Origin of the sequence: Levyella massiliensis (genome assembly GCF_000308275.2) — a bacterium.
GTDB classification, from domain to species: domain Bacteria; phylum Bacillota; class Clostridia; order Tissierellales; family Peptoniphilaceae; genus Murdochiella; species Murdochiella massiliensis_A.
The window spans coordinates 176,458-202,031 of the sequence record NZ_HG529491.1 but is presented as its reverse complement, the minus strand read 5'-3'; the positions used below and the strand labels follow the sequence as shown (position 1 = coordinate 202,031).

The window sequence follows — 25,574 nt, the reverse complement described above, 5'->3', positions numbered from 1 at the left end:
TGTTTATGATACAAGCGGCAGTGTACAAAAAAGGAAGCAACGAATGCCCGTTACTTCCTTCCGCCTTATGCGCAAAGCGCTTTGTGCATCCGTTATTTCAGCACCGACTTTTCCCAGCAATCCGGCTTTTCAAAGCCCATGAGCTCCACGACGGTGGCGGCGATGTTGGCTAGCCCGGCGCGGTTGGAAACTGTCTCATCTAGGGTGACGTCCTTATTGGGACTGGCCACGATGAAGGGGACGGGGTTAAGGGAATGCGAAGTTTTTGGTTCGACGACGCCTGCTTTGTTCTTTTGCAGCATGTCGTCGGAGTTGCCGTGGTCGGCGGTGATAAGAACGGTGTAGCCGTTTTCGAGAGCGACGGGCAGGATGCGTGAGAGACCGAGATCAACAGCTTCCATGGCTATTTCGGCGGCACGGAAATTACCGGTGTGGCCGACCATGTCGCCGTTCGCGTAGTTGATGCGCAGGAAACCGTAGCGATCGCTGCGAATGGCAGCAAGGAGGGCATCGGTCACTTCCGCGGATTTCATCCACGGGCGCTGGTCGAAGGGGACGTTGTCGGAGGGCACTTCTTGCCACGTTTCCAATGCTTCGGATACTTTTTCCGAATTATTGCCGTTCCAGAAATAGGTGACATGGCCGAATTTCTGGGTTTCTGCGCAGGCGAACTCGTTGACGCCCTTGGAGACGAGAAATTCCGTCAAGGTGTTTGTGATTTTCGGCGGATTGACGAGGTAATGCTTGGGAATGTGGAGATCGCCGTCATATTCAAGAATGCCGGCGTAGTAGACGTTCGGGCGACGGCCGCGATCAAAATAGGGGAAGTCCTCATCATCAAAGGCCATGGACACCTCGATGGCACGGTCGCCTCGGAAATTGTAGAGAATGAAAGTGTCGCCGTCTTGGACAGGGCCGATGGGGGCGCCGTCTTTGCCGATGACAAAGGCAGGGAGGTTTTGGTCGATCTCGCCGGTTTCTTCGCGCAGGGTGCGGTAAGCTTCCGTTGCCGAAGGAAACAGGCGGCCGTCTTCGACGTGTCCGTGCACTTGGGCATCCCAACCGCGCTTGACCATGTCCCAGTCGGCCTTATAGCGATCCATGGTGATGATCATGCGTCCGCCGCCGCTGGCGATGGCAGCGTGGAAGGTGTCATCGTTTAAGGTGTCAAGATAGGCTTCCATAGAAGTGATGTATTCGCCACCGGAGGTGGGGGGCACATCGCGGCCATCCAGGAGGGCATGAAGGAAGACGCGGGAAATGCCTTCTTTTTTGGCCTCTTTGAGGAGTGCTTTTAAGTGTTCGATGTTCGCATGGACATTGCCGTCGGAAAGAAGCCCTAGGAAATGCAGAGCTCCGTTGTGTTCCTTTGCAAATGCCATGGCCTCTTGCCATGTTTTCGAGGTATAGAGTGAGCCATCTGCAATGGATTGGTTCACGAGTTTGGCGCCTTGCGCATAAATTTGTCCGCAGCCCAGCGCATTGTGGCCGACCTCGGAATTGCCCATGTCATTATCGCTCGGCAGACCGACGGCTTCGCCGTGGGCACGCAACATGATCCACGGATAGTCGGCACGCAGGCGATCCAGCGTGGGCGTATTGGCGGCTTTAAAAGCATCGCCGGCTTCCTTATCAATGGGGCTGATGCCAACCCCGTCCATTACAATGAGTACGACTTTCTTTTTGAGTTCCGGCGTCATTCCAGATCCTTTCTGTTTCATAACGGCCAGTTAGGGATATCTTTTCAGAGAATGATCGAGCCCCGGGGTTTTTCGAGGGCTCCCTCAAGAGGATACCCCGTTGTGGAAAAGACGGAGGGGCTTTGGCCTTATTCGCCGATGTGGGAATAGTAGTGGAAATCATCCGTATCCGCATGGGAGGCCAAATTGTCGGCCATGGCCTTTGCCAGGGCGCGCAGCTGTTCTAAATCTTCCGGCTTGGCGGCGCTGCGCACTTCGATAACGGGATCCACCGCCTCAAAAGGCTGCGATTCGCGCCAGGCAAGCATTTCCTTGACGGCACCGCCGCTCCAGGAATAGTTGCCAACGATACCCATGGATTTATTTTGCATCTTATTCTCGGAAAGAATGGCCAGCAAATTGCGCATAGGCAGGAACAGCGCATTGTTGTAGGTTGGTGCACAGGCGATGAAGCCGCGGTACTTCCAGATTTCCGTTGAGATCAGCGAGGGGTGCGTTTTCGTGACGTCATAAAGGCGAATATTTCTTACGCCGGCTTCCGAAAGGAAACGCGCCAAAAGGTCGGCCATTTTTTCGGTATTGCCGTACATGGAACCGAAGGCAATCACGACACCGTTTTGCGCTTTGTGACTGGCTAAGTTATTGTACAGCGTCAAAATATTCTCCGGGTGGCTGCGCCACACGGGGCCGTGTACCGGGCAAATCATTTTGATATCCAAATCTTCCAGCTTTTTCAGGGACTTGGCGGCCATACGGGAATACTTCCCAACAATATTGGTATAGTAGCGGCAAGCTTCGGCATACACTTTTTCGATATCGCCGATTTCATCGTCGAAAATATTGCCGTCGAGTGCCCCAAAGCCGCCGAAAATATCCTGGGAGAAGAGGATGCCGTCCTTGTTCTCGTAGCTGACCATGGATTCCGGCCAGTGCGTCATGGGCGTCATGCGGAACGTAAGCGTGTGTTCTCCCAAGGAGAGAGTATCGCCTTCGGCGACGATGATTTTATTTTCCGTATCCACGCCATAGAAATTGCCCAAAAACTCAAAAGTTTTTTTGTTGCCGACGAGCGTGACATCAGGATAGATACGACGGATGAAAGGAATGGTGGATGAATGATCCGGTTCCACGTGATGAATGACGAAGTAATCCAGTTTGCGATCCCCTAAGGCCGTTTGCAGCTTGGAAAGGAAGTCTTCCACTTCATGGACATCTACAGAATCCAGCAGAGCGGTTTTTTCATCGCGGGCAAGATACGCATTGTAGCAAACGCCTTGCGGCAGGGGCCATTGGTTTTCGAACAACGGTTTCAAACGATCGTTCACGCCGACATACGTGAGCCAGTCATTGATGGGGGTGCAGTAAGTAATCATGAGTTCCTCCGTTTTAAGGGTTTCAGTGGGTTAGTATTTATTTATATAGCAAGAATGACTATATAGAAAGTATTGCATGAATCGCTATCATTGTAGTGCATTCGTGGCGGGAGGAAAAGACCGCGGCAATGGGGTATATGGAAATACCTAGTAAAAAAGGAAGGAATAGCACAGAAAAACACCAATTTCTTGACAAGACTGTTATATTATGAAAGTGAAGTAGAATAAATAATAGAAAAGTGGGGGAGTATCGCCATGAACGGAGGCGATAAGGAAGCCCCTATGGAGTTAGAGAAGAGGGATTATGCTTCTACATGCAGGTTTGGATGTGGGCTCCACGACGGTTAAAGTGGTTTGCTTAGATGAAAAAAATCACGTGTTATATTCGGTATACCGCCGTCATAAAAGCGATGTCAAACTGGCGGTACAAAAGGTCGTGGAGGAGCTGCTGGAGACCGTGAAGGACCAGCCGATTCAAATGGCAGTAACCGGGTCTGGCGGTATGTTTTTGGAAGACTATTTGGGCATTCCGTTTGTGCAGGAAGTCATTGCCGAAACGAAAGCCATTCGAAGCCTGCTGCCGCATACTGAAGTGATCATTGAGTTAGGCGGCGAAGATTCGAAAATCACGTACCTGTCCGGAAATGTCGAACAGCGCATGAATTCCATTTGCGCCGGAGGCACGGGAGCGTTTATCGATCAGATGGCAACGCTGTTGGATACGGATGCTTCGGGACTGAATGCCCTTGCCTCGGAATATGAAAAAATTTATCCCATTGCTTCACGATGTGGCGTATTTGCTAAAACGGATGTACAGGCCTTGCTCAACCAGGGCGCCTCGCATGCAGATATTGCTATGAGTGTGTTCCAATCCGTGGTAAACCAGACCATTTCCAACTTGGCTTGCGGACGTCCGATTCGCGGGAACATCACGTTTTTGGGCGGCCCTTTGCACTTCTTGGATCAGCTGCGCAATCGCTTTGTAGAAACGCTGGGCAGCGCAAACAACACCTTTACAACGCCGGAAGACGGACAACTTTTTGTCGCGCGTGGCGCTTCCCTTTTGGCGGCGGAAGAAGCCCCTGTGCAGTCCTTGCAACAGATTGTGGACCGCTTCCAGTCCGATCGTCCGTATGTGACGGAAGAGCGAAAGCTGATGGAACCGCTCTTTGCTTCAGAAGAGGAATATGAGGCATTTCGAAAGGCCCATGAAACCTCCAAAGAGGTTTATGGAAAACTGGAAGATTACCATGGCCCTTGCTATCTGGGCATTGATTCCGGTTCAACCACAGCAAAAATGGTGCTGATTGGCGAAGACAATCAGATTTTATATACGCATTATTCGAATAACCGCGGCAAGCCGCTGGAACACATCATGGAGCATCTGCAGGAAATCTATGCGGGGCTTAATGACGATGCCTATATCGCCTCTTCCGGCATTACCGGCTATGGCGAAGATTTTATTCGTGCTGCGCTGCATGTAGATACCGGCGAGGTCGAAACCATCGCCCATTACACGGCGGCAAAGTATTATGATCCCGAGGTAGACTTCATCTTGGATATTGGCGGCCAAGATATGAAGGCCATGCATATTTCGGAGGGCGTCATTGATTCTATTCAATTAAACGAAGCCTGCTCCTCGGGATGCGGCTCGTTCCTGTCGACATTTTCGGCATCGGTCGGCATGACCGTGCAGGAATTCCAACGGTCCGCTTTACTGGCTAAAAACCCGGTAGACTTGGGCAGCCGTTGTACGGTCTTCATGAATTCCAAGGTGAAGCAGGCGCAAAAAGAGGGCTCGCACGTTGGCGATATTGCGGCCGGCCTTTGCTATTCCGTAATCAAGAACGCCATTCAAAAAGTCATTAAAGTGCGTGACCCGAGAAGCCTCGGAAAGAATCTTGTGGTGCAAGGCGGCACATTCTATGGCGATGCGATTTTGCGCGCTTTTGAAAAAATTACGGGGCGCACGGCCATTCGTCCGGCCATCGCCGGCTTGATGGGTGCCATGGGCATGGCCCTCATTGCGAAACAGCGTTCCACTGGTGTGAGCACGCTAAAAACGCAGGAAGAACTCAGCAATTTCACGTATACGCAGCGCATGGCGCGTTGCGGACGCTGTACGAACAACTGCGCATTGACCATCAATATCTTTTCCGACGGCACCCGCTACATTTCCGGGAATCGCTGTGAACGTGGCGCCGGCGTTGTACGCAAAGAGAGGGGATTGCCCAACCTCTATCAGTATAAATACGATCGCCTGTTCAACTACTACAGCAGCATTGGCCCGGAACAAGCCAAGTTTCCGACGGTGGGCTTGCCGCGCGTCTTAAACATGTACGAGGATTTACCGTTTTGGCACACCTTCTTCAGCCGTTTGGGCTTCCCCGTACAGCTCTCCGGGCGCAGTTCACGCACCATGTACGATAAAGGCTTAGCATCCATTTCTTCCGAAACGGTGTGTTATCCCGGTAAGTTGGTCCACGGCCATATCGAAGATTTGGTCGAGAAGGGCTTACGCTTTATCTTCTATCCGAGCGTTTTTTACGAAACAAAACAGTTTGAGAAGGCGGAGAATCAGATCAACTGCCCGGTTGTTATCGGCTTCCCGGAGGTCATTCATAATAATGTGTCCTCTTTGGGGGAGAACGGGATCACCTATATGCATCCCTTCCTGTCCTTTGCGGATGAAAAGACGCTGACCAGCCGCTTATCGGAAATCTTCCGCTCCTTTACGATCGACGGAAAGACCTATGAAATTCCGAAGCGACTCATTCAAAATGCCGTTACGGCCGCTTGGGAAGAACAGAAAAATTACCATAACGATGTGCGCAAGGAAGGACAGGCGGCACTGGAATGGATGAAGGCTCATAATGCGAAGGGCATTGTTCTAGCGGGACGTCCCTATCATGTGGATCAGGAAGTGAACCACGGTATTCCGGAACTGATTAACGGCATGGGGCTGGCTGTTTTAAGTGAAGACAGTGTGGCCATGAACATGGATGACGTTTCCGAGGAGCTGCGTGTCTTGGACCAGTGGGTCTATCACAGCCGTCTCTATCGGGCAGCCGAATTTGTGACGCAGCATCCGAGCCTGGAAATGATTCAACTTAACTCGTTCGGTTGCGGCCTCGACGCGGTGACGTCCGATCAGGTGCAAGAGATTTTGGAAGCGGGCGGAAAAATCTATACGCTTTTAAAAATTGACGAAGTGTCCAATCTGGGCGCGGTGAAGATTCGTATTCGTTCGCTCATGCAGGCGTTATCCAACGGCAATGGCAAACGCACGCCGAAGAGAACGACGTATGCCCCGCAGAAGACGTCGTTTACGAAGCAGATGAAAAAAGACAACTACACGATTTTGGTGCCTAATATGGCACCGGATCATTTTGCGATTTTGTCCAAGGCGTTGGAAGGAGCGGGCTATCACTTTGATTTTCTGACGCGTGTTGACCAGTCGGTCATCAATGCAGGACTGAAATATGTCAATAACGACTCCTGCTATCCGTCCATCACAGCGCTCGGACAGATGTTTGAAGCGCTGGAGAGTGGTAAATACGATCCCGATCGTACGGCGCTATTGATGACACAGACAGGCGGCGCTTGCCGCGCTTCAAATTATGTCGGCTACATCCGTAAAGGGCTTGCCGATATGGGCTATCCGCAGGTGCCGGTCATTGCACTGTCGGCGCAGGGCATTGAGGTGTCGGAAGGCTTTACCGTAGGGCCGAGCCTGCTGCATAAAGCGGCGTATGCCATTGTTGCCGGCGATCTTTTGAATCGATGCGCCAACGCAACGCGCGCATACGAGAAGAACCCGGGACAAACCAATCGTCTCAAGGAAAAATGGAAGAAACGCTTTGCGGAATTTGTCGTACGGCCGCATCGCTCGGTGTTTAAGCGCCTGTGCGCGGAATGTGTTAAAGATTTTGATACGGTACCGCGTTTGGCCATAAAACGTCCGCGTGCCGGCATCGTCGGTGAAATTCTTGTAAAATACTTACCGGAAGCGAATAACCACCTGCAAGATTTATTGGAAGCGGAAGGCGCCGAGGTGATTGTGCCCGATTTGATGGACTTTTTGGTCTATTGTTTCCGCAACACGAAGCATAAGGGGGAATTGCTGGGCAAGAGCAAATTCTTGGGCAACTTAAGTGGCAACTTGGGCATTTGGGCTATCGAATACTATCGCAAACCTGCGCGTGAAGCGCTTCGCACCTCGAAACATTTTACGGAGCCGCCTTATGCGGAAGAGATTGAAGCCTATGCACAGCAAGTGGTTTCTTTGGGCAACCAATACGGAGAAGGCTGGCTGCTCGCGGGCGAAATGATCGAATTGATCGAACAAGGTGCGCCCAATGTCGTTTGTATTCAGCCCTTCGGGTGTCTGCCGAACCATATTACGGGCAAGGGCGTGATGAAGGCGGTGCGTGAAAAATACGAAGAAGCCAACCTCATTGCCATTGACTATGATCCGGGCGCTTCGGAAGTGAATCAGATTAACCGTGTGAAATTGATGATGAGTTCGGCATGGGAGGCCATCGGCGGTAAACCGCAAGAGGCTGCGGAAAAGAAAGCACCCGCGACAAGCCTGGATCCGCCGGTCGTCCTGCGTCGACATGAAGAAAGCGGGGAGGAGCAACATGCGCAAAGAACGCAAAGATGAGCATATCGAGCAAGTGCTGCGCACAGAGCCGTATGGAGGATCGCTTCTGGATCAAGTGGTACTCGAGCCGATTTCGTTCCCGGAGCTGGCGCTTTCCGACATCGATACGTCGGTAGAATTTTTCGGGCGCCGTGTGCCCGTGCCCATTATGATTAACGCCATGACAGGCGGCACGGACATGACCAAGGGCATTAACCGAGATTTGGCGCAGATTGCCAAAGATTTTGGCCTGCCCATGCAGGTCGGATCGCAGATTATTGCGCTGGAGGATCCCGACGTGGTGGACTCATTTCGGGTGGTGCGCGATACGCTGGGTGAAGATGGCTTCATTATCGGCAATGTGTCTGCCGGCGTGACGGTGGAGCAGGTGACGCATGCCATGGAGATGATCGGAGCGCAGGCGATCGGCGTGCACCTGAATCCTTCACAGGAGTTGGCACAGGAAGAGGGCGACCGTGATTTTCGCGGTCTCTACGACAATCTGTGCACGATCGCAGAAGCCTTTCCGGGCAAAGTGATTGTGAAGGAAGTGGGCTTCGGTATGAGCCGCCGAGACGGGCGACTGTTACGCCATGTCCCGGTGGAATACATTGATGTCTCCGGCTCTGGTGGTACAAATTTTATGGAAGTGGAAGACCAACGTTCCATGCGCCGGGATCTGACGGAATTTTATTCATGGGGGATTCCGACCGCCAAGGCAATTTGGAATGTGAAGCGTGAGTGCCCGGATACGAAAATGATTGCTTCCGGCGGTATTATGACGGCGACGGATATTTTGCATGCCCATGTACTGGGTGCTCATATGAGCGCCATCTCCGGAGAATTGCTGCGCTATCTGATGCACGGATCCTTGGAATACGCCGAGGAATATTTGCAGGGCGTCATTGATAACATCACGATGGGCCTGCTCTTAATGGGCTGTCGCACGATGGCGGATTTGCATAAAGTGCCGTACCTTATGGTGGGACGGTTGAAGGAATTAGTGGATGCGGAACAGCGCACCGAAGGACGGAAGGATCAGGAATGAGAAACGAGGAAGAAACGACGCAACAGACGGGCGATGGCGATAAGGCACGTAAAAAGCCCGTGTTTTATCAACCGCCGCATGAAAAAAGCCGCATTCGTCACATCATCGCTGTGATGTCGGGCAAAGGCGGTGTGGGAAAATCCATGGTGACGTCGCTCACGGCTTTGGCCATGCAACGCACGGGACGTGATACTGCGATTTTGGACGCGGACATTACCGGTCCTTCCATTCCGCATGCCTTTGGCTTGCAGGGCGGCTTGACCCGTCGTGGCGATACACCTTATGCGCGGCGCACCGAAAGTGGGATTCAGATCGTTTCTACGAATCTGATTCTGCCGCATGACACGGATCCGGTGTTGTGGAAGGGCGCCCTTATCGGCAGCGCCATTCAGCAATTCTGGACGGATGTGGTTTATGAGGATGTGGAATATCTTTTCGTGGATATGCCGCCGGGAACGGGCGATGTGCCGCTGACGGTATTTCAGACGTTGCCGGTGGACGGCGTTCTGATTATAACGAGCCCGCAGGAATTGGTCAGCATGGTGGTCGAAAAGGCCATCAATATGACAAAAATGATGCAGATTCCTGTTTTTGGTATCATTGAAAATATGAGTTATTTTGAAGCCCCGGATACGGGGAAACAGTATGCCGTCTTCGGTGAGAGTTCGATTGCAACGGTGGCCGCTCAAAACGGCTTGCCGCTTTTGGCACGCTTGCCCATTGATCCGCAATTGACGCATCTTATTGATGCGGGAAGAGTGGAAGAAGCCGATACGGAGGCGTTTCGTCCGATTCTTTCCGCCATTTTGGAAAGAACGGAAGCGTAAGAAACGAAGTTCGTTCGAAGAAAAGGTTCAAGACTTGTGCCTCGGCGAGAAGCGCCGAAAGTAGTATTAAGGAGGAAGCATGAAATCCATTGAACAGCTTGCCATCAATACGCTGCGCATGTTAAGCGTTGACCAAATCAACAAAGCCAACTCGGGTCACCCGGGTCTGCCGCTCGGCGCGGCACCTATGGCGTATACGCTGTGGACGCGCTTTTTGCGCCAAGATCCGTCAGACCCGACTTGGGCTGACCGCGATCGCTTCGTTCTGTCGGCAGGACATGGTTCAGCTCTTTTATATAGTCTTCTGCACGTGGCCGGCTACGATGTCAGCCTGGAGGATCTGAAGAATTTCCGCCAGCTGTATTCGAAAACGCCCGGCCATCCTGAAGTGCATCATACCGAAGGCGTAGAAGCCACCACCGGTCCGTTGGGACAGGGCTTTGCCAATGCTGTCGGTATGGCCATGGCTGAAGCACACTTAGCCGGCATTTTCAATAAAGATGGTAAAACAATCGTAGATCATGATACCTACGTCCTTTGTGGCGACGGTGACCTGATGGAAGGGGTGAGCGCGGAAGCGGCATCGCTTGCGGGCACCTTAAAGCTGGGTAAGCTCATCGCCCTCTATGATTCCAATGCCATCTGTCTGGACGGCGAAACAAATCGGGTCTTTGCCGAGAACGTCGGAGATCGCTTCCGTGCATACGGCTGGCAGGTACTGGAAGTGGCGGATGGTAACGATACGGAGGCCATTGCTAAGGCTATCGAAGCCGCACGTGCCGAGAAAGAGAAACCGACTTTCATTGAAGTGCATACCGTGATCGGGTACGGTTCGCCAAAAGCGGGTACTAATAGTGTGCACGGCGCTCCGCTTGGTGCGGAAGCGACGGAAACATTAAAACAAAATATCGGTTGGACGTACGAACCCTTCACGGTACCGCAAGAAGTGCAAGAGCATTTTACGGAGACTATTGCCAAACGTGGAGCAGAAGCGCATAAGGATTGGGAAAGTGACTTTGCTGCTTATCAAAAGGCCTATCCGGCGCTAGCTGAGATGTATCGGGATGCCTTTGACGGCAAGCTGCCGCAGGGTTGGCAGGAAGCACTCCCCTCTTGGAAAGAAGGGGATAAGGCGGAAGCAAGTCGCGCCACCTCACATGCGGTGATTCAGGCGTTGGCTGAAAAATTGCCCCTGTTCTGGGGCGGCTCGGCAGACCTTTCCAGCTCCAACAAAACACAGATTGCTACGGATGGTGCCTTCCGCGCTGAGGGCGACTCTAATCGCAATATTTGGTATGGCGTGCGCGAGTTCGCAATGGCTGCCATTAATAATGGCATTGCCTTACATGGCGGCACCAAAGTATTCGGCGCAACCTTCTTCGTTTTCTCCGATTATCTGCGAGGAGCAGCACGCCTGTCGGCATTGGAAAAATTGCCGGTCATCTATGTCTTTACACACGACAGTGTTGCCGTCGGGGAAGATGGCCCGACGCATGAGCCGATCGAGCAGCTGGCCAGCTGGCGCGCAATGCCCAATATGGACGTGATTCGCCCGGCAGATGCCAACGAAACGGCACAGGCATGGTGCTTGGCGGTGGAAAGCACGGATCATCCGACCATGCTGGTATTGACCCGTCAGGGCATCCCGGTACTACCGCAGTCGGATACGCTGGCGCAAGAAGGTGTGGAGCGTGGCGGTTATGTGATTTCACCTTCTAAGAAAGAAACACCGGACGGCATTCTCATCGGCACAGGCTCGGAAGTGCACTTGTTGCTGGAAGCGCAAAAAGTACTGGCGGAAGAGGGAACGGACGTTTCCGTGGTATCCCTGCCGAGTTTTGCTCGTTTTGAACAGCAAGATGCAGCATATCGCGAAAGCGTATTGCCAAAAGCGGTTCATCATCGCTTGAGCTTGGAAGCCGGAACGACTTTCGGCTGGGATCGTTACGTCGGCGATGAAGGCGTTGCACTGGGCATTGACCGTTTTGGTCTCTCAGCACCGGCAGCACAGGCACTGGAAGAACTGGGCATCACGGCAGAAGCCGTCGTCAAGGCCTATCACGAAGCATTCGAAGGGTAAGTTGCCAAGCCTCACCATGCGGTGAGGCTTTTAAGTAGGAAAGAGGTAGACATGTCCGCATTATTGGAAATTAAGAATTTGCATGTCGGCGTGGACAAAAACGACATCTTAAAGGGCGTGAATCTGACGATTCAGCCGGGTGAAATTCATGTGGTGATGGGACCGAATGGCGCAGGAAAATCGACCTTGGCCAACGCCATCATGGCGCATCCGCATTATCACGTACATGAAGGCGATATTCTTTTTGAGGGCGAAAGCATTCTGGAAGATACCGCGGACGTTCGTGCTCGCAAGGGGATTTTTCTGAGCTTTCAGGCACCGCAAGAAGTGCCGGGTGTGAGCGTGGAAGATTTTCTGCGCACAGCAAAGGCACAAAAAGAGGGCAAAACGCCATCGATCTTAAAGTTCAAAAAAGAGCTTGCTAAGAAAATGGAGAAGTTATCCATGGCACCGGAATATGCCGAGCGTTATTTGAACGTGGGATTTTCCGGCGGTGAAAAGAAGAAGAGTGAAATCCTGCAGATGCAGGTGTTGGATCCGAAGTTAATTTTATTGGATGAGACAGATTCCGGTTTGGACGTGGATGCCGTTCGCATTGTCAGTCGCGGCGTCGCAGATTTCTTGGATGAAACGAAATCCTGCCTCATCATCACCCATATCAGCGGTATTTTGGAGTATCTGCATCCTGATTTTGTGCATGTGGTGATTGACGGAAAAATTGTGAAAAACGGCGGACCGGAATTGGCCGATCGCATCAATCAGGAAGGCTATGAGTGGATCCGTCAGGAGATCGCGGAGGAGGGTTCGCATGAAGAAGCCTGAAACGACGCCAAGAGAAGAACTCTCCGCCGTTCCCGGCATCGCCTTGCAAAATCCTCTGACGGCGGCGCAAAACGAAGCAGCGCAAAAACGTCATGCTAAAAGAAAAGAGGAGCGTAAAGCACGCTTAGCTGCCGGTGAATTTGAGGCACCGGAAAAAGCCCAGGTCAAAGATTTACCGCGCGGCGTTTATGACATGAAAAACGCCTTCGATTACGATGTCAAAGTAGAGAACGGACTCACGGAAGAGATTATTCGTGAGATTTCCGCCAATAAAGACGAGCCGGCATGGATGCTGGAAAAGCGTCTGGAGGCGCTCGAAATTTTCAATCAGACTGCAAATCCCAATTGGGGACCGGATCTCAGCGCTGTGGATATGAATCAGATTTCCACCTATATTCGTCCGAAGGCGCAAATGGCACGCGACTGGGAAAATGTGCCGGATGAAATTCGTGATACGTTTACAAAGCTTGGCATCCCGGAGGCGGAGTTGGAATCCCTAGCGGGCGTGGGTGCGCAGTACGATTCGGAAGTCGTGTATCACAATATGCGCAGCTATCTGTCGGATCAGGGCGTGGTGTACACGGACTTTGAGTCCGCTGTGCGTGAGTACCCGGACATCATCAAACAGTATTTCGGAAAGCTCATTACGCCGCGACTGCATCGCTATGCGGCGTTGCATTACGCTGTGTGGTCGGGCGGCTCCTTCGTGTACGTGCCGAAGGGTGTCAATGTAGATATTCCGTTGCAGAGCTATTTCCGTTTGAATGCACCGGGCGCCGGCCAGTTTGAGCACACCTTGATATTGGTGGAAGAAGGCGGTTCGGTACATTTTATCGAAGGCTGCTCTGCCCCGAAGTACAATACGCTGAATTTGCACGCCGGTGCGGTGGAGCTTTACGTGAAGGAAAATGCCCATCTGCGCTACTCGACGATAGAGAACTGGTCACGCAACATGTATAACTTGAACACGAAACGTGCCCGCGTCGAAAAGGACGGTGCGATCGAATGGGTTTCGGGCTCCTTCGGCTCAGCCTGCTCCATGCTGTATCCTTCGAGCTTACTCGTTGGCGAAGGCGCTCGTAGCGAATTTACGGGCATTACCTTTGCCGGAAAGGGGCAGTATTTGGACACGGGTGCGCAGGTCATGCACTATGCGCCAAACACTTATTCAACCATCAATTCCAAATCCATTTCGAAATCCGGTGGCGTCGCCATTTATCGCGGCACAGTGGACATCGGGGAACAGGCAAAGGGGTCGAAATGCTCGGTATCCTGTGAGTCTCTGATGCTGGATTCGGAGAGCCGTTCGGATACGATTCCGGCCATCCGCATTGCAACCGAAGATGTGGATCTCGGGCATGAAGCCAAAATCGGCCGTATTGATGAAACGGCGATTTTCTATCTGATGAGCCGCGGCATTCCGGAAGAAGAAGCCAAGGCGATGATTGTCCGCGGTTTCGCGGAACCGATCGCAAAAGAACTGCCGATGGAATATGCGGTGGAGATGAACAATCTGATCACCTTGGAATTGAAAGGAGCGATCGGATGAAAAGCGTAAAAGAAAGAAAAATAATAGCGGATCGCGGGAGCGTATTGCCGTTTTTGACCTGCCGTTGGTTAAAAGTGAATGATGTCGCGACGGACATTGAAACCTTTGAAAAGACGCTTCCGGCAACGGAAAAACCTTTTGAAGGCTTGCAATTGGAAGGCGTGAGTACCGATGCGACGAAATCAGAAGCCTTGATGCCGAAGGTTGGCACCTATGGTATTTCCGCCGCCGTGGACCAGAAAAACCGCACGGAAGCCAATGTGGCCTACGATTTGGAACCGCATGACGGCGAGGTGCAGAGCCTGCATTTTGTATTGGATGCGAAGCATCCGCATTTGACGGATCGCTTGAATCTGCGCATCCCGGTGGGGCATTGCGCCACTTTGGTATTGGATGTTACGGCGGAAGAGGGCGTTCCCACACAGCGTAACGGCGTTTTGCGCATTGAAGTGGAAGAGGATGCCGATTTACAGGTGGTATTACTCAATCGCTTAAGCCGCGAAACGAAAAGCAACCAAAGCATTGCTTTTTCCATTGCCGATGGCGGAAAACTCCGCGTCGCGCATGTGGAAATGGGCGGTGCGCGCACTAACTACAATTTGAGCGGCGATCTCTATGGCGTGGATTCGTATTTTGAAGAATATGTGGCCTATCTCACACAATATGAGGAAGCACTGGATTTGTTCTACAATGTGCGTTTTCACGGCTTGTATTCCAAAGGGCTCATTCGCGCCGATGGCGCTCTGTTTGATCAGTCGCACAAGTCGTTCCGTGGTACGCTCGATTTCTTAAAGGGCGCACGCGGTGCCGTGGGCGATGAAGAAGAAGTAGCCATCCTCATGAATGACGAAGCGCATTCGGTGGCAGTGCCCGTTTTGCTCTGCCATGAAGATGCCGTGCAAGGCGACCACGCTACTTCGGCAGGACGTGTGGATGAGGAGCTGCTCTTTTATCTCATGAGTCGCGGCCTTTCCCGCAAGGAAGCGGAAGGCATGGTTGTGGAATCGCGTATGGCGGAAGCGCTGGATCGCATTCCGGACCTGGCATTACGCAACAAGGTGCGCAATGCTGTGCATGACCGCCTGATGCGCCGAGGCTGAGAGGGAAGGAAAGTACGTATGAACGAACAGGAAAAAGAAATTTTACGGCATCCGGGATTTGACGTGGAAGCGATTCGCCGGGATTTCCCGTATCTTGAAGATACAAATCCGGTGATTTATCTGGATAACGCCGCTACAACACAGCGGCCGCGCCAGGTACTGGAACGTATGGACGCTTTTTATCGCCATGAAAATGCGAACCCGCTGCGTGGCAATCATCGCCTTTCTCTCTATGCGACGGAGGCCTATGAAAAAGCACGTGAGCATGTGGCTACGTTTATCCATGCAGAAAGCCCGGAGCAGATTATTTTTACGCGCAATGCGACGGAATCGCTCAATCTGGTGGCGTATTATTTCGGGCTCAATGTGTTAAAACCCGGCGATGAAGTGCTCATAACGCGTTTGGAGCATCACTCCAACTGTGTGAACTGGCAGTTTGCCTGCCAACGTTCCGGCGCTACCCTGCGCTATATCGAATTGGATGAGGATTATCAGCTGGATCCGGAAGATTTTGCCGCCAAGCTGTCGGAAAAGACGAAAGTGCTGGCCATCAGTGCGGCCTCGAACGTGATTGCGACATTGCCGCCGGTGAAAGCGATGATTGAAAAAGCACATGCACTCGGCGTGGTGACCGTGCTGGACGGTGCGCAATATGCGCCACATACGGCTACTGATGTGCAGGATCTCGGTTGCGACTTCTTTGCATTCTCGGGGCATAAGATGGGCGCACCGTTTGGGATCGGCGTCCTCTATGGCAAACGCGCGTTATTGGAAGCCATGCCGCCTTTCCTCTATGGCGGGGAAATGATCGAATACGTCGAAGATGCAAGCTCGACTTTTGCCGAATTGCCCTATAAGTTTGAAGCGGGGACGATGAACGTCGGCGGAGCGATCGGCTTGGATGCCGCTATCACGTACCTCGAAGGGATCGGCTTGGATAAGATCGAAGCCTATGAAAAAGCGTTGGCTTCGTATTTAGCCGAAAAATTGGAAGCCTTGGGCGGCGTGACGATTTATCGCCCGCGGCAGCATGAAACGGGGACCATGGTCGCCTTCAATCTGGCGGGAGCGCATCCGCATGACGTTTCGACCATCATGGACGCTTCGGACGTAGCCATTCGTTCCGGCCATCACTGCACGCAGCCGCTGCATCGCGGTTTGCACATCTCTTCGAGCTGCCGCGCCAGCGTGGCATTCTACAATACGGTGGAGGAAGTGGATGCCTTTTTGAAATCGGTGGAAAATGTGCGTAGCGTCTTGGGATTGACGGCAGATGCCGCCTCGAAGGAGGATGCCCCATGGATATGAAACAAGTTTATACGCAAATTGTGATGGAACATGCGCGCCATTCCGACCATCGCCATGAGATGGATGATGCGACTGCGAGCGAACGCGGACATAATCCGAGCTGTGGCGATGATATTACGCTCCATGTGAAACGGGAGGGAGACCGCATTGAGGCCATTTCCTTCACGGGACACGGCTGCGCCATCAGCCAGGCATCCACGTCACTGATGTGCGAGCTGATGGAAGGGAAACGTGTTGAGGAAGCGGAGGAAGCCATTTCCGCCTTTCTTGGCATGATTAAAGGCGAAAAGACGGATGAGGAAACCTTGGAAGAAAGTTTAGGCGATGCGGTAGCTTTAAAAGACATTTCGCATATGCCGCAACGCGTTAAATGTGCGGTGCTTGCATGGCGCACCTTAAAAGATATGCTGGAGGAAGAAAAATGAGAGCATTAGGAAATGCAAAAAAAATCGGCACGATTGCTTTAGCAATGGCATTGCTATGCGGATTATCGGCTTGTGGCAAGACAGGCCCCGTTGCAAGCGAAACGCCGGCTTCGTCGGAAACCTCTATTTCCTCTGTGGCATCCGTCGCTACGTCAGAAAATACGGAAAGCCAGTCATCTGAAGCGTTTTCTTCCGAGGCGTCGTCCGAAAAGGAACCGCTTACGAAAGAGCAGGAACAATATCTGTCCATCGTGGAAGGTTATCCGTCGATCACCATGTCAGAATTGAAGACAGCGTTGGCACAGAAAAAAGAGCTACTCGTCTATGCCGGGCGCGTGACATGTCCGTATTGCGTGAAGTTAACACCGATCCTTGAAAAAATCGTGAAAGAAAACAACCTCCCGTTGGTTGCGTTGGACACGGAAAAAGAAACCGGCTTTGCGGACTTTGCCAAAGAGCACGACATTGAAACCATTCCCGCCGTCATGCAGATTCGCAACGGAAAGTTGACCCATGCCGACCTGCAATCGCCCTATCGACAGTCGGAAGTGGAAGGGGCGTTGAAGCAAGCAGGCGTCTCATTTTAGTGAATTTTATACCAAAGGTTTGATGGATATGCACTTGTTAAGTGGAGTGTTTTACGGTATAATTACGTAAATTGCGGAACGGTTCCCGATATGAAAACCTTTCGTCTGATGGGAACGAGGAGGCGGCGAACGTCGCGCGTTTTCTCATAAAGCGTTTGTAGAAGACGGTAATAAGCCGCAGTTGAAGAAACACTGTTGTAGGAAGGGAACACCGGTAACCAAGGAGAGTAGGAGGAGAATATGAACAGCAAGAAATTTGCTGCCCTGGGTCTGGCCTTATTATTAACATTAGGCATGACTTCATGCGGAGCTCCGGCCAATAAGGGGGGAGACACGTCAGCTACCGAATCCGGAGCGGACAAAGGCACAAGCAGTGAGAAATTGGAATCTGCCGATAAAGAAATTTCGTTACCTACCGCTCGTGAAGTCAAGAACATGGACTATGTCGCTACAGCGTTGCAGACAGACCATGAGGTCAATGCAAACTTGGTCGACGGTCTGGTAGAGACTGACGGCTACGGCAAGTTACAACCGGCTATTGCAGAATCCTGGAAACCGAATGACGACGCTTCTGTATGGACCTTTAAGATTCGTCCGGGTGTCAAGTGGGTGACCAACCAGGGTGAAGAATATGGCGAAGTAACAGCAGAAGACTTTGTTACAGGCCTACGTCACGGTGCAGAATTTGACTCCGGTGCAAAAGAATTGCTCATGGATGTTATCGATGGCTATTCCGACTATCTCCACAGTGACTTCAGTGATGCTGCGTGGGAAAAGGTTGGGGTTAAAGCCGTAGATAAGAATACCTTGGAGTTTACGATGCAAAAGGGTGAAGATGGCAAGCCCATCTCCGTACCGTATTTTGATTCGATGACGAACTACACGGTGCTGTATCCGATTAACAAAGAGTTCCTCGAAAGTAAGGGCAACGGCTGCAAACTGGGCGCTCCGAACAAGAAAGACTGCAAATTCGGTTCGAAACAGCTCGACTCCATTCTTTACAATGGTCCGTATATCCTGACGGAGAACACAGAAAAATCCAAAGCGGTTCTGACCAAAAACGACAGCTACTGGGATAAAGATCATGTCTATCTTGACAAGATCACCCGTGTTTTCGATGCAGGACAGGATACCTATTCTGCCATTAAGGGCTTCGAGAGTGGCGTGTACTATGCTGCTACCCTGAACCCGGTATGGAAAGACTACGATAATTATGCGAAGAAGTACGAAGGCAAAACTTCTTACACTCTGCCGAACGCAACCGTATTTGGTATTGTGTTTAACTACAATCGTCGTTCCTTCGAACATACGAACTATGCGAAGGACAAAACCTTGGCAAACAATACGCGTAAAGCAGTCCTGAACGAAAACTTCCGTAAAGCATTGCGTGCTGCCTTTGACGTAAAGTCCTACTTGGGCGTACGTATGCCGGAAGATTTGGCTGTCGCATCTATGCGTAACATTGATAACTTCTCTGCCGCCGGTTCGACGAAAGACGGCAAGAACTACTTTGACTTGGTAACGGAAACGTATAACGCCAATACGGGCGAGAAGCGCGACCTGCATGATGGACAAGCTCCTTTCTATAGTAAAGAAGAAGCTATGAAGTACATCGAAGCAGCCAAAAAAGAAGGCGTGCAGTTCCCGATTCATCTGGACGTCATGGTTAACAGCACAGGCGACACCCTGGTAAAACAGGCGCAGTCCTTTAAGAAGTCCGTTGCCGATAATACGGAGAACAACATCGTCATCGAATTGGTGTTGCGAGATGAAGATACGATTAACGCCGTTGTATATCAAAACACCGATCCGGCAAAAATGGACTATGATATCTCCACCTACACCGGATGGAGCCCGGACTTCAAAGATCCGAAGAGTTTTGTGGACATCTATTCCCCGGTCACAGGTTTCTACATGGCTTCTTGCGGCTTAGGCAAAGTCGATAAAGACGGTAAAGTGGTCGATGAACAAATCAAAAAAGACCTTGGCTTCATGGATTATGAGAAGTTCTATAAGGAAGCGGATAAGATTACGACGGACTTGGATGCACGTTACAAAGCTTACGCAAAAGCAGATTCTCTGCTGATCGAACGCTGCCTGTACATTCCGACCAGTATGCAATCTCGTGGAAACCGTGTCACGAAAGCGGTTCCGTTCAGTCAGATGTGGGGCACCTTCGGCGTCAGCGAGTACAAATATAAAGGCTTGCGCACGCAGAAAGACCTTGTAACGACAGAGCAGTACGAAAAAGCGTACAAAGAATTCGAATCTAAGCAGTAAGCAAAGCAGCAGGAGATGAAAGGGGATGAGAATTCTCATCCCCTTTTTTCAATAGGTAAGGAGTACTCATGGCTAAATACATCATCAAACGCCTGATCAAGTCCGTCATCTCCGTTCTTGTTGTTGTCAGCATTGTCGTATTGATCGTCTATCAGCTGGTGCCGAAAACGCGTTCCTTCCTTCAGGACACGGGCTATCAGAAAATGCAAGGCAATCCGAAGACGGTCTACTATTACGGGCAGCTGGAATCCTTGGGATATTTACAATTTGTTCCCAACAACAAGATTTTCAATGGACTGACGAAGGAAGAAGCAACCAAGGACATAGCAGAAAGTCCGGCGAAACAGAAGATTATCGAAGGCTGGAAGAGCAAGGGCTATACCGTCGAAGAATTGAAGGCGCACGATGCTCTGCAAGGAGAAATGATTGCCTATCGTTATTACAATTCTTTTGAATTGATCGGCAATTTCTTCCGTCGCCTTTTTGTGTTGGATCACAAGAACTATATCCAAGATCCCAACAATCCGAATCTGGAACGTGGGTATCGTATCGAACGCGATCCGTTTGGCGTTCCGGCGCTTGTCGGCTCCGGTACATTGCATAAATATATGATCTATTTTGATGGCAACTTCCCGTTCATTCATCAGAACTTCCTGACGTTGAACTTTGGAGAGTCTTTCCCGACGCACAAGGGCGTTATGACACTTGATGTGATTACGAAGGGACAGGGCGATCAGAAGAAAATTAAACAGACCTTCCCGACAGGGGTTACGCTTAAGTCGCCTATCGACCAGCACTCTTTGAAGTATAAATACAATTTGGATGTGATGGATCAGAAACGCTTCAACGATCATTATGCGGATGGTACGCTGATGTACACCTCCATGTCCATGGTTGGAATGTCGTATTTCTTCGGCATCTTCGCACTCCTTATTACGTATGCTGTCTCTCTGCCGATTGCAGTAGCCATGGCACGTAAACCGGGCGGTATTGTTGATAAAGTCGGTATCGGTTATATCAACTTATTGATTTCGTTACCTTCTTTGGCGTTCATCTTCTTCCTAAAATACATTGGCGTTGCTTTAGGCCTTCCGGATCTGTTCCCGCATTTGGGCTTCAACGATCCGCGCTCCTATATCTTGCCCATGGTGATTTTGGGACTCTTGAGTACGCCTTCACTGATGATGTGGGTACGCCGTTATATGGTGGACCAATCTACAGCGGACTATGTTAAGTTCGCTAAGGCAAAAGGCCTTTCGGGTTCGGAAATTTCTCGCCGTCATATTTTGAAGAATGCGATCATTCCTGTGGTCAACGGTATTCCTTCTTCCGTTATTCTGGCAATTTCCGGCGCGGTCTTAACCGAATCTGTCTTCTCCATCCCCGGCATGGGCAAAATGCTGCCGGATGCCATTAAGGCAGGGAATAACAATATGGTCATTACACTGACGTTCATCTTCACCGCTTTGTCCATTGCGGCGGTCTTTATCGGTGACTTGTTGATGACTGTGGTCGACCCGCGCATCTCCCTTCAGGAAAAGAAGGAAGGAGGCCGCTAATGGAAGAACAAAAGAAAGTAGCCATGACCAACGAAACCATCCCGGAGTTACCGGCAGATGCGTTCGAGCCGCATGCTGTTAGCGAAACAGCTTCTGAGCACATTGTGGCGCCGGAATACTCCTACTGGAAGAGTGTGTTTCGTAAGTTCTTTTCCTCGAAAGTCGCAGTTGCCATGATGATAGTCATGATAACGGTGTTCCTGTTCTCTATCATTCATCCGATGATTTCCGGCTTCGACAGTATGGATACACAAAATATCAATAACCGTGAGGCATGGTTCCAACCGCCGTCGCTGCAGTACCCATTCGGCACGGACGACGTCGGCCGTAACCTGTTTGACGAAGTTTGGGCCGGTGCTCGTACGAGCTTGTTCATTGCGTTCGTATCGACGGCCATTGTCATGTCCATCGGTGTTGTGGTCGGTATGTTCTGGGGCTTCTCCAAGAAGCTCGACGTGATCATGATTGAGGTCTACAACGTGATTGCCAACATTCCGTTCACCCTCGTGGTCATGGTGTTGGCGTTTGCGTTCGGCTCCGGTATTTGGCAACTAATCTTTGCGATGAGTTGTACCGAATGGATTGCGGTAGCCTATTTTATTCGCGTTCAGGTTATGATTATTCGTGACCGCGAATACAACTTGGCTTCGCAGACCTTGGGCACGAGCACGCCAAAGATTATCAAAAACAATATTTTGCCGTACTTGGTCTCTGTTTTGATGACGATGCTCTCCCGATACGTGCCGATGTTTATTTCAACGGAAGTGTTCCTGAGCTTCTTACAAGTTGGTTTGTCGGAAGCCATTCCGTCCTTGGGCCGTATCGTGCAGAAAAATGCGATGTTCATGACGTCAGCGCCGTATCTGTTCATCATTCCGCTGGCGATCACAGCGTTGATCTCCATCTCACTCTACATCGTCGGGCAGACGCTGGCAGATGCCAGTGACCCGCGGAACCACATGCTTTAGGAGGGATGAAAAATGGATAAAAATATCATCCTGTCCATTAAGGACCTGCAGGTTAAATTTAAGGTTCGCGACCGAGAGCTGACAGCCATTCGCGATATCTCGTTGGATATTGAAGAGGGCAAGGTGCTGGCCATCGTCGGCGAGTCCGGTTCGGGCAAATCCGTCTTCACCAAAACCTTCACGGGCATGTTGGAATCCAACGGACGTGTGTCCAATGGTGAGATTTGGTTCGAAGGCAAGAATTTGATGGAATTAAAGTCGGATAAGGAATGGGAAAAGATTCGCGGGAAAAAGATAGCGACGATTTTCCAGGATCCGATGACGTCTTTGGACCCGGTGCGTACCATCGGCTATCAGATTTCTGAGGTCATTGTGAAACACCAGGGAAAGACCAAAAAAGAAGCCAAGGAATTGGCCATTGATTTGATGGGTCGTGTCGGTATTCGTAATCCGGAGCAACGTTACAATGAATATCCGTTCATGTATTCCGGTGGTATGCGGCAGCGTATTGTTATTGCGATTGCGTTGGCCTGCCGTCCGAAGATTCTGATTTGCGATGAGCCGACCACGGCTTTGGACGTGACGATTCAAGCACAGATCATTGAATTGATCAAAGAATTGGCAGTAGAATATCAATTTACCACGATCTATATTACGCACGATTTGGGCGTGGTGGCCAAGGTGGCTGATAAGGTAGCCGTCATGTATGCCGGCCAAATTATTGAACATGGTACGGCGGAAGAAGTCTTCTTTGATCCGCGTCATCCGTATACCTGGGGCTTGCTGTCCTCCTTACCGCAGCTGGCTACCGGGGAAGAAGACCTCTTTGCGATTCCCGGCACACCGCCGTCGCTCTTTGAGACGATTAAAGGGGATGCCTTTGCACCTCGTAACCGTTATGCGATGAAGATAGACTTTGAATTAGAGCCGCCCATGTTCCAAGTATCGGACACGCATTTTGTCAAGACCTGGTTGGAACATCCGCAAGCTCCTGCAGTGGAAAAACCGGTTATTATCCAAGACCTGCATGATCGTATGGTGAAATTAACATCGAAAGGAGGCGACTACAGTGACGAAAACTATTGATGCGCAGACGGCGCAGGCGCCGCAGACTCCGCAAAAGGATGGCGAGCGCGAAGTGTTGCTGGATGTTCGCGGCCTGGAGGTGACGTTCCGCAATAACGGAAAGAAATTTCGTGCAGTCAAGGACGTGAATTTCCAAATCTACCGAGGCGAAAAATTTGCTTTGGTTGGCGAATCGGGTTCCGGCAAGACCACCATTGGCCGCGCCATTATCCGTTTACATCCGACCTCTGCCGGCGAAGTCTATTTCAAAGGTAAGTTGATCAACGGCAAGATGTCGCGGCAGGAAGAACATCAGCTCGTTCGTGAGATCCAAATGATTTATCAGGATCCGGCTGCATCGCTGAATGAACGTGCTACGGTCGACCATATCGTTGCCGAAGGCATTGATAACTATCATTTGTTTAAAGATCGCCAGGATCGTTCCAATAAGGTAGATGGGGCCCTTTCTTCCGTGGGCCTGTTACCGGAACATAAATCCCGTTATCCGCATGAGTTCTCTGGTGGACAGCGTCAACGTATCGGCATCTCTCGCTCCATCGTCATGAGTCCGGACTTCATCATTGCTGATGAGCCGATTTCGGCGTTGGACGTGTCGATTCGTGCGCAGGTGTTGAATCTGATGAACAAATTCCGTGATACGGAGGGGATCACCTATCTCTTCATCGCACATGACCTTTCGGTGGTGCGTTATTTCTCGGATCGTATTGCGGTTATCCATAACGGACGTATTGTAGAGATCGCAGAAACGGAAGAGCTCTTTGCCCATCCGATGCATCCCTATACACGTTCCTTGCTGCAGTCCGTACCGATTCCGGATCCGCTTATTGAGAAAGAAAAGAAGCTGATCGTCTACGATGAATCCAAGCGCGACTTCTCCGGTGAAAAACCGAAGCTGCGTGAGCTCGTGCCTGGTCATTTCGTCTTCATGAACGATCGTGAGAAGGCGGAATATATCGTATCCTACGAAAAACGCCAGAATCGCTAAACCGGCGAAAAGTCGGCACAGTATCCTATAGTAAGAAAAAACGCCTCGCCAAGAGTACTCGCGAGGCGTTTTTTTATCTCCATTTATTTTCATGCAATTTTAACAAGAACATTAAAAAGTGTCTTTTTTTCATGGACTATATTTTGAGCGAACTCGTCTCACTACCACTAGAAAATCAATAATCATGCTCTTTTATTGAGTGCTTTCTCATCGATTATTCCCTCATGCTGAATGGGGGACGAATGTCAAGAGAGACAAAAATTTTCCTTTATCCACAGAAATGTGGATAACTTGTTAATAAAAAGACCGTATAACGGGGGATGACAGAGATTTACACCGCAATAAATCGGACTTATCCACATGTCCTCTCTTTTCAACCTTCTGCATAGTGAATGAGGAATGACACGATATTTATTCAAGCGTTGCAAAGTGGGAGTCATGCGTTTTCATTTATTCACTTATTCAAAAAACTTTTTTCAGTCAAAAAAAAGCCTGCACAAGATGCCATTTTATTTTTTTCTCCTCCCTCGAACGTTTTCATGAAAATGGGGTAAAGACGAAGTAAGAGGAAAGGGGGAGTCTATGAAAATCACGTACTACGGAAAAAACATTAACCTGCGGGACAATACGAAACAAGAGATCGATAAGAAGGTCCGGAGACTGGACAAGTATTTCCGCGAAGATGTAGAAGCCAGAGTCACCATTTCTCAAGAAAAATCCGGTATGCGGAGTGAAATCACTATCCCCATCCCCGGTTCCGCCACGATTTTACGTGCCGATCAGGTGACAGGTGAACTCTTGGATGCGGTGGATCAGTGCATTGATGGCCTACTGTCCCAAATCCGCAAGTTTAAGACGAAACTGGAGCGTCGTCGCTACGTAGAAGAATCCATTCGTTTTGCGGCGGTAGAGGAGCCTTCTCCGGAAGAAGCGGCTCCGGAAGAAGCGGATATCGCCCGTGTGAAACAAGTGGATGTGGGTGCGATGACCGTGGAAGAAGCGGTGGATCAGATGGAACTGTTGGGCCATGATTTCTTCCTCTATTTGGATATGGATCGCGACACCATTTGTTGCGTATATAAACGAAAAGCTGGCAACTACGGACTATTGATTCCTAATAAATAAAGCGCTCTATTCGAAAGACAGAAGAAAGGCGCCGATCCAATGGATCGGCGCCTTTTAAGATGCATCGATCGACGTCAACCGACATGGCCTTCAGCGGCCATTTGACG

At 50.7% G+C, this 25,574-nt stretch carries 18 protein-coding genes; 16 read left to right on the top strand and 2 right to left on the bottom strand.

Annotated elements, in window-relative coordinates:
• Positions 1-92 precede the first annotated feature (92 nt).
• Together gpmI and BN98_RS05855 are read right to left on the bottom strand one after the other, a co-directional pair.
• Complete coding sequence (gene gpmI / locus BN98_RS05860) at positions 93-1,700, bottom strand: 2,3-bisphosphoglycerate-independent phosphoglycerate mutase (RefSeq protein ID WP_019190532.1); 1,608 nt, start codon at positions 1,698-1,700, stop codon at positions 93-95.
• A 128-nt stretch (positions 1,701-1,828) separates the two neighbouring features.
• The gene (locus tag BN98_RS05855) at positions 1,829-3,073 is read right to left on the bottom strand and encodes an FprA family A-type flavoprotein (RefSeq protein WP_019190531.1); all 1,245 of its coding nucleotides are present in this window, start codon (positions 3,071-3,073) and stop codon (positions 1,829-1,831) included.
• 304 nt (positions 3,074-3,377) lie between these two features.
• Here BN98_RS05855 and BN98_RS05850 point away from each other — a divergent pair, with 304 nt between their 5' ends.
• The 16 genes from BN98_RS05850 (at position 3,378) to hpf (ending at position 25,467) form a co-directional block, all read left to right on the top strand.
• A complete protein-coding gene (locus BN98_RS05850; RefSeq protein ID WP_019190530.1) occupies positions 3,378-7,739 on the top strand; it encodes a 2-hydroxyacyl-CoA dehydratase in 4,362 nt (1,453 codons plus the stop codon).
• Positions 7,717-8,766, top strand: a complete 1,050-nt coding sequence (fni, locus tag BN98_RS05845) for a type 2 isopentenyl-diphosphate Delta-isomerase (RefSeq protein WP_019190529.1) — start codon at positions 7,717-7,719, stop codon at positions 8,764-8,766. The genes BN98_RS05850 and fni overlap by 23 nt, the downstream gene beginning before the upstream one ends.
• The gene (locus BN98_RS05840; RefSeq protein WP_019190528.1) at positions 8,763-9,593 is read left to right on the top strand and encodes an Mrp/NBP35 family ATP-binding protein; all 831 of its coding nucleotides are present in this window, start codon (positions 8,763-8,765) and stop codon (positions 9,591-9,593) included. The genes fni and BN98_RS05840 overlap by 4 nt, the downstream gene beginning before the upstream one ends.
• 79 nt (positions 9,594-9,672) lie before the next feature.
• Entirely contained in the window at positions 9,673-11,673 is a 2,001-nt protein-coding gene (gene tkt / locus BN98_RS05835) for a transketolase (protein ID WP_019190527.1), read from the top strand.
• A 51-nt stretch (positions 11,674-11,724) separates the two neighbouring features.
• Positions 11,725-12,495: a Fe-S cluster assembly ATPase SufC gene (sufC, locus tag BN98_RS05830; protein ID WP_019190526.1), complete on the top strand. Its 771-nt coding sequence runs from the start codon at positions 11,725-11,727 to the stop codon at positions 12,493-12,495.
• Positions 12,496-12,688: 193 nt separating this feature from the next.
• Positions 12,689-14,044, top strand: a complete 1,356-nt coding sequence (gene sufB / locus BN98_RS05825) for a Fe-S cluster assembly protein SufB (protein WP_052332332.1) — start codon at positions 12,689-12,691, stop codon at positions 14,042-14,044.
• Entirely contained in the window at positions 14,041-15,144 is a 1,104-nt protein-coding gene (locus tag BN98_RS05820; protein WP_019190524.1) for a SufD family Fe-S cluster assembly protein, read from the top strand. Before sufB ends, BN98_RS05820 begins: the two co-directional genes overlap by 4 nt.
• Before the next feature lie 18 nt (positions 15,145-15,162).
• The gene (locus BN98_RS05815) at positions 15,163-16,452 is read left to right on the top strand and encodes an aminotransferase class V-fold PLP-dependent enzyme (protein WP_019190523.1); all 1,290 of its coding nucleotides are present in this window, start codon (positions 15,163-15,165) and stop codon (positions 16,450-16,452) included.
• Complete coding sequence (gene sufU / locus BN98_RS05810; RefSeq protein ID WP_019190522.1) at positions 16,443-16,877, top strand: Fe-S cluster assembly sulfur transfer protein SufU; 435 nt, start codon at positions 16,443-16,445, stop codon at positions 16,875-16,877. The genes BN98_RS05815 and sufU overlap by 10 nt, the downstream gene beginning before the upstream one ends.
• Entirely contained in the window at positions 16,874-17,464 is a 591-nt protein-coding gene (locus BN98_RS05805) for a thioredoxin family protein (RefSeq protein ID WP_019190521.1), read from the top strand. Before sufU ends, BN98_RS05805 begins: the two co-directional genes overlap by 4 nt.
• Before the next feature lie 240 nt (positions 17,465-17,704).
• Positions 17,705-19,744 (top strand): ABC transporter substrate-binding protein, encoded by a 2,040-nt coding sequence (locus tag BN98_RS05800; RefSeq protein WP_019190520.1) that lies wholly within the window; start codon positions 17,705-17,707, stop codon positions 19,742-19,744.
• A gap of 68 nt (positions 19,745-19,812) precedes the next feature.
• Positions 19,813-21,303 (top strand): ABC transporter permease, encoded by a 1,491-nt coding sequence (locus tag BN98_RS05795; protein WP_019190519.1) that lies wholly within the window; start codon positions 19,813-19,815, stop codon positions 21,301-21,303.
• Complete coding sequence (oppC, locus tag BN98_RS05790) at positions 21,303-22,271, top strand: oligopeptide ABC transporter permease OppC (RefSeq protein WP_019190518.1); 969 nt, start codon at positions 21,303-21,305, stop codon at positions 22,269-22,271. Before BN98_RS05795 ends, oppC begins: the two co-directional genes overlap by 1 nt.
• Before the next feature lie 12 nt (positions 22,272-22,283).
• Complete coding sequence (locus BN98_RS05785) at positions 22,284-23,357, top strand: ABC transporter ATP-binding protein (protein WP_019190517.1); 1,074 nt, start codon at positions 22,284-22,286, stop codon at positions 23,355-23,357.
• Complete coding sequence (locus BN98_RS05780; RefSeq protein WP_019190516.1) at positions 23,341-24,342, top strand: ATP-binding cassette domain-containing protein; 1,002 nt, start codon at positions 23,341-23,343, stop codon at positions 24,340-24,342. Before BN98_RS05785 ends, BN98_RS05780 begins: the two co-directional genes overlap by 17 nt.
• A gap of 582 nt (positions 24,343-24,924) precedes the next feature.
• Positions 24,925-25,467 carry a ribosome hibernation-promoting factor, HPF/YfiA family gene (gene hpf / locus BN98_RS05775; protein WP_019190515.1) on the top strand — a complete coding sequence of 181 codons (543 nt, stop codon included), beginning with the start codon at positions 24,925-24,927 and terminating at the stop codon, positions 25,465-25,467.
• The last annotated feature ends 107 nt before the right edge of the window (positions 25,468-25,574 follow it).